General features: G+C 26.7%; 8 protein-coding genes and 1 riboswitch. Of the genes, 3 read left to right on the top strand and 5 right to left on the bottom strand.

Annotated features, from left to right (window positions below):
• Positions 1–87: 87 nt before the first annotated feature.
• The gene (locus D9R21_RS08500) at positions 88–219 is read left to right on the top strand and encodes a hypothetical protein (RefSeq protein WP_255416603.1); all 132 of its coding nucleotides are present in this window, start codon (positions 88–90) and stop codon (positions 217–219) included.
• Positions 220–448: 229 nt separating this feature from the next.
• On the opposite strand, the gene D9R21_RS02520 is transcribed toward D9R21_RS08500, so the two are convergent.
• Complete coding sequence (locus D9R21_RS02520) at positions 449–1,849, bottom strand: BMP family ABC transporter substrate-binding protein (protein WP_126820972.1); 1,401 nt, start codon at positions 1,847–1,849, stop codon at positions 449–451.
• 84 nt (positions 1,850–1,933) lie between these two features.
• Positions 1,934–2,033: riboswitch (purine riboswitch) on the bottom strand.
• 541 nt (positions 2,034–2,574) lie between these two features.
• On the opposite strand from D9R21_RS02520, the gene ispG reads away from it, so the two are divergent.
• On the top strand, positions 2,575–3,657 hold the full coding sequence (gene ispG, locus D9R21_RS02515; protein WP_126820971.1) for a flavodoxin-dependent (E)-4-hydroxy-3-methylbut-2-enyl-diphosphate synthase: 1,083 nt from the start codon (positions 2,575–2,577) through the stop codon (positions 3,655–3,657).
• Positions 3,658–3,884: 227 nt separating this feature from the next.
• Here the strand turns inward: ispG and D9R21_RS02510 are convergent, their stop codons facing one another.
• Complete coding sequence (locus D9R21_RS02510; protein WP_126820970.1) at positions 3,885–4,358, bottom strand: dual specificity protein phosphatase family protein; 474 nt, start codon at positions 4,356–4,358, stop codon at positions 3,885–3,887.
• A gap of 2 nt (positions 4,359–4,360) precedes the next feature.
• The gene (locus D9R21_RS02505) at positions 4,361–5,287 is read right to left on the bottom strand and encodes a deoxyribonuclease IV (protein ID WP_126820969.1); all 927 of its coding nucleotides are present in this window, start codon (positions 5,285–5,287) and stop codon (positions 4,361–4,363) included.
• Between the two features lie 271 nt (positions 5,288–5,558).
• Here D9R21_RS02505 and D9R21_RS02500 point away from each other — a divergent pair, with 271 nt between their 5' ends.
• Positions 5,559–6,350 (top strand): hypothetical protein, encoded by a 792-nt coding sequence (locus D9R21_RS02500; RefSeq protein WP_241568689.1) that lies wholly within the window; start codon positions 5,559–5,561, stop codon positions 6,348–6,350.
• Here D9R21_RS02500 and D9R21_RS02495 read toward each other — a convergent pair.
• Positions 6,347–7,633 carry a YitT family protein gene (locus tag D9R21_RS02495; RefSeq protein ID WP_126820967.1) on the bottom strand — a complete coding sequence of 429 codons (1,287 nt, stop codon included), beginning with the start codon at positions 7,631–7,633 and terminating at the stop codon, positions 6,347–6,349. The genes D9R21_RS02500 and D9R21_RS02495 overlap by 4 nt on opposite strands.
• 115 nt (positions 7,634–7,748) lie before the next feature.
• A complete protein-coding gene (gene fib, locus D9R21_RS02490) occupies positions 7,749–9,287 on the bottom strand; it encodes a cytoskeletal motor fibril protein Fib (protein ID WP_126820966.1) in 1,539 nt (512 codons plus the stop codon).
• Between the last annotated feature and the right edge of the window lie 323 nt (positions 9,288–9,610).

Here is a 9,610-nt window from a genome sequence, read left to right as displayed (position 1 = left end):
GGTGTGTCAAAATTAATAAATTTAAGACAAAACTACTAAATTTTTTTAAAATAAATTATATTGAACATTTATTTTATTGATGTTATAATGATATTAAATAAACTGCTACACTTCATAGTACAATTTACAAAATCAGTTTATCGTTGAGATGGACCCGATAAACCGGAAATACCAACAATTGATAATAATATCTTTAAACTCTTTACTAAGGTTATTTAAAAAATCATTTTTCAGACGTTCATTATTTTCTGTGATATCTTGATTATCACTTTTGGTTTTTTTATTATGTTCACTAACTTCATTTTTTCTCATCATCAGAATCATCAGTTGTTGGATTAAAAAAATGTTTATTTAAATTATTAATTATTTTCATCTTATTATTTTACTTTCTTATTTGTAAATAACTGCTTATAATAATTTTTTAGTTGATAAATAAGCCTTAAGAAAATTATAACACCTTTTCAATTGCTGCTAATAAATATGTTTTTAATTTTGTTTGTGTTTCATATGTATTTTGTAAAATATTTGTAAAATTTTGTGCGGAAATTGGGGCATGATTATCAATTCCACTTTTGTAAGCATATTGTAATATTTTTACTATCTTATCAAACAAAGTATCTTTGCTATGATCATCAGTTGTATTATGTAAAAAATCAACTAAATCTTGTTTAACTCATTTTGTTGTTTCAATCCCTGTCCAACTTGGATGATCAAGAGAAGTTTGGTCAGTATTAATTCAACAATTACTTGTTTGTTTTGTCTCATCTCATATATTATTTTGTGCATCATACCCACATTGTGCTGAATAAATATTTTTTAATGCATCAAAAGTTGAAGTGGCAATTTGTTTTAAAGCACTAGTCACAACATAATTTTCGCCATAAATTTTAGATTGTTCGGTATCAACACCAACTATCTTAGCATTGACTTTATTAACTTTAATTTGATTAATTGTATCTTGAACTTGTGCACCAGCAACCGGAAAAATAATACGAGCGCCACGAGCTAATAATTCATCACTAATAATTTTGCCATCACCAGCTTGAAATGATTGTGAAAATCATGATTCATTCTGTTTTAAAACATTTTGCACTTTAACAATTGATTGTAAAGTTGTTATTTCTGGATTAATATTTTGGACTTGGTTTAATATATCATGTTTTATATTATTTCATTTACTATTTACTGAAGAATTAATAATAGTATTAAATAAATCAATTCCAACTAAAAAACCTCACATATAATTTGAAACAGCAACTGAATTATCCATCCCACCATAACTACCAACTTTTAAGTGTCTATTATATTCGTTTTGGTGCGCATTTAAATAAATGCTTGTTGCTAAACTAGCATAAAAGCCAGAAGCTTCAGCTTGATAAGTAATTCCAATAATATTTTTTGCTAATGGTGCCTTCTGGTCCATATTAAGATGAATGTTCTGACTACTTCCATCAATATAAATAATATTATCAACTAAACCTGCTGCTCAACCAGTGGTATTACCATGGTTGAAACCAGGTAAAACTAGTGTTTTTGCTCCTGCAATTAAAGATGTAATATAAGCATTTTTATAATCACCAGGCGTTTGACTAACTGATTCAAAGTAACTTGCTCGTCAGTTTGAACTTTTTCAATTTTGTGGTGGAACAATTTGATTTTTTTGTGCAAAAACATATTTACTTACTCCCTCTCATGCGGATTGATTAAAAGCAAGATCATTTACAGTTCCCCCATCAGTAATAACCCAAATACTATTATCAAAATTATACTTCTTTACACAAGCAAAAACACTGCTCACTGAAGTGCTAATGATACTTATCATCATCAAACTTTGTAAAATTCGTTTCATATTTTTTGCTCCTTTTTTACTTAATGTTTGTAAAAACAAAAAGATCAACCTGGTTTTTCATTAAAATGAGTGGTTAATGTTTAAAAAGCAAAAGCATTAACCTATAGCGTCTTTTTCCAATGGTAAGACGTAGAAACACTAGACCATATTACTAGTATATACAGGTATATCATTTATTTTTATACTTATATCATAACTTCTTTTTTATCAAAAAGCAATTAAAATAAAAAAACAACCCGGGTGAGATTGTTTTTTAGGGTATCCATGGGGTATAAGATAATATAATACAAAGTATGGTCATATTGATAGGGCTAAACTTGTGCTGTTTATTATTAATTTAATAAAAGTACAATTCTTATACTTCCCTAGACATTTATTATTATATAGTTAAAAAAATAAAATTCAATAAGATTTAAATAACTTTTTAGATTTTTTTTAAATTTGTTGTACTTTATTCTACAATTTACATTTTAGAACAAAATTGAAATAAAATTAAAACAAAACAGCGTAAATAATGAAAAACTAATTTTAGTCTTGTATTTCTTTGTATTTAGTCGTATGATTATTTTGAAATTATTTTAAAGGATTTAGGTAACAATTTTGTAATAAATAAAGTACTGGGTTGTTTATTAGTGGAATTTTAAATCCCCTACTGGTGTTTAAAATTTCCCCCACCATTTACAATAACATACCAAAAAGATTAAAAAGATAAGGACGTGCAAAAAATGAATAAACGAAATAATACACGAAAAGTAATGGTTGGTAATGTTCAAATTGGCGGACAAAATAAAGTTGTTATTCAATCAATGACTAATACAAAAACACACGATGTTGAAGCTACTTTAACGCAAATCAAGCAACTATATCAAGAAGGTTGTGAAATTGTTCGAATTGCTGTTTTAGGAAAAGATGATGCTGCTGTTTTAAAAACAATTGTTGAACGTTCTCCTTGTCCATTAGTTGCAGACATCCATTTTAATTATGAATTTGCTTTAATTGCTGCTGATGCTGGTATTAGTAAAATTAGAATTAATCCAGGAAACATTGGGAGTATTGAAAATACAAAAAAAGTTGTCGAAAAATGTCTTGAAAAAAAGATTCCAATCCGAATTGGGGTTAATTCTGGTAGTTTGCCATTAGATCTTGTCAATAAATATGGTTGAACTCCTAAAGCAATGATTGAAAGTGCTCGTCGTCATATTAAAATTTTAGAACATCTTGGTTTTTATGATATTATTTTATCTTTAAAAGCAACCGAACCATTAATGGCAATTGAAGCTTATACCTTAGCTAGTCAAGAATGAAATTATCCCCTTCATCTAGGGATTACTGAAGCTGGTAGTCATCATACCGGAACAATTAAATCATGTAGTGGTTTGTCACCGCTTCTTTTTAATGGTATTGGTGATACGATCCGAATTAGTTTATCAACTGATCCAATAGCGGAGGTGGAAGTTGCTAAACGAATGTTAAATTCACTAGGACTTTATGATAACATTGTTGATGTAATTGCTTGCCCAACATGTGGTCGTTTAGAATATGACCTTTTCCCCGTTGTAAAAGAATTAGAAGAATATACAAAAGATTTAAAAATTCCATTAAAAATTGCCATTTTAGGTTGTGTTGTTAATGGTCCAGGAGAAGCTAAACAAGCTGATTTAGGAATTGCTGGTGGTAAAAATGGTGGAATTATTTTTAAAAAAGGTAAAATTTATAAATCATGTAAACAAGAAGATCTTGTTCCAGAATTAAAACTATTAATTGATGAATATTATCAAGAATGAAAACAAAAAAACATTCAACAATAATAAAACCTTTTATGATAAAATAAAAATTGGAAAGAAAATAGAGGTGAATGATATGAATATGTGTTGTCACGCAAAAAATCATGATTGTTTTTCGTGTCGTACTTGTAGTAAACCAAAAGTTGGTTGTCGTTCTTGCTTAATTTGTATTTCTTGTACAGATTGTGTTAATAAAAAATGTGAGTGTTGTAAAAATAAACGTTAAAAAACTAGGTAATTACCTAGTTTTTTTAATTCGAAATTAAGTGACTATATGGAAAATCATTTAGCAAAAAATCAAACCAACCTGGATTTGGATTGATATAGGGATAAATTCGTTCAAATTGCTCCAATGCACTATCAAAGTCATCATGATTAATGTATCCTTTTGCTAATAAATACATAAAAACAATTGATGCACTACGGTTAATTCCTCAAACACAATGAACATAAATTTTTTTATTTTTAATATTATTATCAATAATCTTTAATACTTGAATTACAATATTAGGATCTAATTCTTGTAATGTTGGATAATCCTTAAAATTAAAATAAACATGTTTGTCATCAATTCAAAGATATTCTTGATTATCATTTTTAATATTATATTTTTGAATTTGTTCGCGATAAATTTCTTCAGCACAACTAATTACTAACGCAGCATCTTGTGGAACACTATGACGATCACCAAGATACAAATTATCGATAATTTTCTTTGCGGACATTTTTATTTTCCTAAATCTATTTTTATTTTACCATTTTGTTGAAATGGGTCAGTAAAATGTTTTGCCTTAATCATCGCAATTTCATCCTTATAAGGAGCAAATGCATGATTCTTTTCTCCTACATATGGTGTCTCTAAAATCTTAATCACCCCATCTAATTTAGGATGATAAATTATTTTTAAAAGGGTTTCAAATCCCAAGTAACCATAACCAATGTTTTCGTGCCGATCTTTATGGGCATTTAAAGGATTTTTACTGTCATTAATATGTAAACATAATAACCGGTTTAAACCAATTAATTGCTCAAATTCTATAATAATATCATCTAATGCTTCTGTCAAGCGATAACCAGCATCATGCATATGACAAGTATCTCAACAGATTCCTAATTTATCATTTAATTTAACATTATCAATAATATATTTTAGTTGTGTAAAATTTGTTCCTAATTCGCTTCCTTTACCAGCCATTGTTTCTAAAACAATTTTTGCTTTTTGATTAGGTGTTAAAACTAAATTTAATCCTTCAATAATGCGATCTAATCCAACTTGTTCTGGTGCACCAACTGCGCTTCCAGGATGTAAAACAATTGTTTTAATTCCAATTTCATCAGCACGAGTAATTTCTTTTTTTAAAAACTCAACAGCTATTTCAAAAGTACTAGGATTAGTTGTGTTTGCTAAATTAATAATATAAGGAGCATGAATAATAATATTATTGATATCAAAATGATGTTCTTTTAATTGCTGATAAAATTCTGGAATAAAAAATTGCTCCGTACTAACGCGAATAGTATTTTGGGGTGGTCCTGTATAAATCATCATTGCATTAGCATTATTATTTAAACTTTCATTTAAAGCACCAAGCAAATAATTTTGCTGCTTGTTCATACTAACATGACTTCCTATAATTAAATTATAATCTTTCATTTTAAGGTCTCCCTTTTTTTCTAATTAATTTTATAATATCATATATAAGATAAGAAAAATAACTTATTTATGAAAGGATCAAAATGATTAACGAAAAAAAATTGAAAAAATTAAACTAACAATTAATCAAATTTACCAAAAAATTATTATTAAAAAGAATGATAAAATTGTAGCTTGACAAGGAATTAATCTATTATGCTTGTTAAGTTTAATTTTTAATTTTTTGTTAACAATTTTTAATTTTGGTGCAGCATATAACCTACATTTTACTATGCGCAAAGCTGTCTTCTTACCTCTTGGTATTGTTTTTTTACTAATAACTTTAATAAATTTTATCTTATTAATTTTTGTTAAAAAACGTCAGAAAAGATTAATTAATCAACTTAAAATTAATTTAAATAAAACATTATTAATTAATATCTATAATGATATCTTTAACACCATTTTTAAAACATTAACAATTAGTGATATTAGTTCCCAATGAACAATTACACCGAATAATCTGCCACACTTATCTGATTTTAAAGTAAATGACAATATTATCATTGATCAATATCACGGTTATAATTTTAACTTTGGTTCTATTAATCAAGCAACAACTACGGTTGTTGATAATCTTCAACCAAATTTAATTTCGAAACCTTATAACCTTCAATATTATGGTTATTTATTTTTAACAATAACTGTTCCTTCTCTTAATGATCAAAATTTTGAAATTACACGAAAAAATAAATATCAAAAAAATAACTTAATTTTTGATAACTTTTTTTGATATGACCAAACTAATACGGATTTAACATTAACTCTTAAAAACCTTATTCTAGAAAATATGACAACAACAAAAATGATCCCAAATATTAAAGTAACCAACCAAACATGATCATTTCAATTAGCAACTAGTGCAATAAATCATAGTAAAGATAATTATAATAGTTTATTAAATATTAGAATTACTTTAAATGAAAAAGTCATGTTAAAGAATATTTTACTAATGCTAAAACATGACTATGAAATATTACAAAAAGGGTTTGTCTGATTAAATTTAATTGCACAAAAAGATTAATATTTATCTACTTTATAATTAGCAATAAGTTTGTCTAGTTTATGAGCTAAAATTTTAGCTTCTGGATCAGAAACAATAATCGCAGCTTTAATTTTCTTATATTCTAAAACTGAAGTGGAAACAATAATCACTTCATTATTAAGATCATTGCCTTCATAATGATCACGTGCTGGTAAACGAATAATATCATTAGGATAATAAACATATTGTAACCCTGAGACAATAGCATCTGCTTTTGAAGTAATAACCATTAAACTACGATATTTAAATTTCGGGAAGATAATATCAATTGTAATTGCTTGTACTACGACAAATAAATATGAAGCAAATAAGGCGGGGCCAAAGAAGTATTTAATTTTATGACTAGTGAAATCACTACCATATAAACCACCATCATCAATTTTAAAACCAAGGCGTTGAATTTGATCAATATGTGCTGCTCAGTCTTTTCCAAAATAAATACTTGTTAATTCACTACGACTTAATAATATTGTGTGAATTGCTAACATTACAACAATAATAATATAATTAACAATTCGATTATAATTAGCAATTGAAATTTTCTTTTTGGCTGAATAATAAGCAAAAACAAAATCAGTTCCAGCTGTTGATGCTCCCCCCTTATAAACTAAGCCATAAGCAATTCCATTTAAAATTCCTGCTACCGCTGCAAAAACAAATAATCAAATCTGGTACATTCCACCATAATTACTAAAAATATTTAAACTATTATAATTAACAATAAAAAATAATTCTTGCGGATTAATAACCGGGATATAAGCAAATGCAAAGTGAAAACCATTTTGCAAACCAATATAAACAATTGTACGAAGAGAAAAACGAAGTCCAACTTTAATGACGCCAAAAATAAATAATGGGATATTAAACACAAAATAAAAAACTCAGTACATACTTGTTTGCATTTGTAACTGATCTTGGTTTGGTCAAATTCCAACCGCAATTCCACGGGCAATCCCTCCAATTCCACTTGGAGTAATCCCATTACTTGTTGTTGCTGCAATAAAGTAGTCATAACTAGCCATTCCTAAAAAAGCAGCAAAAATAATATAAGCATAATCACGGAATAAACGTGATTTAAAATAAGCTTTAAAACGTAAATTAAATTCTTTTCGTAAAATCCGTTCACGACTACGGGTTTTTCTTTCCATTGTTTTTTCTTTCGGATAAAAATCTGATGGTTTGTTTGTAATACTATCAGGGTTAACTCCAGTGTTGTTACTATATCCTTCTGCTGTTAATCTTTTTTCTTCTTCGTTAACCATTTTTCGTTATTCCATGCCCTTTTTTAACCTTAATTATTACTAATAAGTATAACATCATTTAAAAAATAAAAAACAACCAAAGGGTTGTTTTTTAATAAAATTAATTAATTATTAATTATTCACTTTTTAAACGAATTGTAACTTTGAATGAACCAACTTTGATTGGATCATAATCATTTCTTGTAATATCAACTACAGTATAATCTCGTTGTAACTTTTTGTTTAAAGTTCCAAATTTAACACCTCTGTTTACTCTTTTGTTTGAAGGAATAAACACTGGAATTTTTCGATAATCTAATGCTGGAATTGTCATATAAACAACAATTTGTTGATATGGTGAGTCAACATCTTTCAATGCTTCATTTAAGTATTTAACAAATTCATTACTTACTAATTGTGTTCCAAAGTTTTTATCTTCCACAAATTCATGTGATTGATTATGTGTAATGTAAAACGAAACTTTTGCATCACAATTTACTAATAAGTATTTTTGTTGTACTGTTGCACCATTATATGTATATGATGATTTATCTTGACATTTTTCAGCAATTGCTGCTGCAATTTCATTTGCAACTGTTTCAATTTTATATAATTTTTCATTATTTAAATCATATTTTGCTGATTTATTTCATAATAATTCATCATCATTGACACGAACTTGTTCTAAAAATAATAATTTACGTAATCATTTTTTAGGAGCATTTTTTCATTCATCTTCCCCTAAAATTACTTTACTTGATCCTTCTGCTTCTTTTGTTTTTGAACGCATTACTTGAATAATATCTAATGCAACAGGAGTTTTTTCTTGTTTATCAACTAACATTAATGAAGGCCCAAACCCTGATAATACTTTATGTGTATTTGGTTTAAATAATTTAATTCATTGGTCATGTTTAATTTCAAATAATTCATTAATTGAATCTAAATCATCTTGTGAAGATTGTGATAAATCAATAATATAATTTGAACTTAATAAGTTAAATAATCTTCTTAATAAATATTTTAATGTATTAACTGTTTCATACATTTTGAATTTATGAATTGGATCATTATCTCATGGTGATAATGCATTATTATAAATAATTTTTAAAGCAATATAATTAATACTTGATTTTTTAGCAACTTGTGCAATTGCCCCTGCTTCAGTATCAATTACATCAATAGTATGTCCATATTTATCAACCATTTCCTTAAATTGTTTTGAGTTATAAATCAGCATATCTGCTGTTCCAGTAACTCCTTCTGTTAACCCTAATTTAAAGTCTTTAACAACTTTAGCGAATTCACCATCGAATTGGAATGATTCAGGTTCATTAACAATTTGTCCATATTTAATATCTTTAAAAACTGTTAAGTCAGCATCACGATAAATAAATTTTGTTGAGATTGTTGTGTCTCCTGTGTCATGCTTATCGTTTGTTGACAATGCTAAGTCTACATTTAAAATTGTTTGTAAACCAGGATATTTTTCTAATAAGTAAGTAAGTGCCATTGCAGCATTTGCTTTACCATATCCTACTGTTGCTATAATGAAAGTTTTTCCATGGTATTTAACATGTTGAATTACACAGTTCTTTCACCAATATTTTTTTACTGTTTTAATACTGTGCTTATCTTTCATCGTGAAATATGCTGTTGAAATTACGCCGATCATTTATTTTCCACCTCTATTTTCATATTTAATTTCCAAAAATTGTTTATTTTTAGTGCATCTTACTATAATTAATATTTGATTATATGCAAAATACAACTATGACTATTGTATCGTATTTTATCTTAATTATCAATGACAAATATTAAAATGTTTAAAATTTTTAAAATTATAATAATTTTTTTGTTTTTTATTTTTGTAAATTGTACTATGAAGTGTAGCATTTTATTTAATATCATTATAACATCAATAAAATAAATGTTCAATATAATTTATTTTAAAAAAATTTAGTAGTTTTGTCTTAAATTTATTAATTTTGACACACC

The organism is Spiroplasma endosymbiont of Megaselia nigra, assembly GCF_003987485.1.
Lineage (GTDB): Bacteria > Bacillota_I > Bacilli_A > Mycoplasmatales > Mycoplasmataceae > Spiroplasma.
This window is presented reverse-complemented; position numbering and strand designations above follow the sequence as displayed.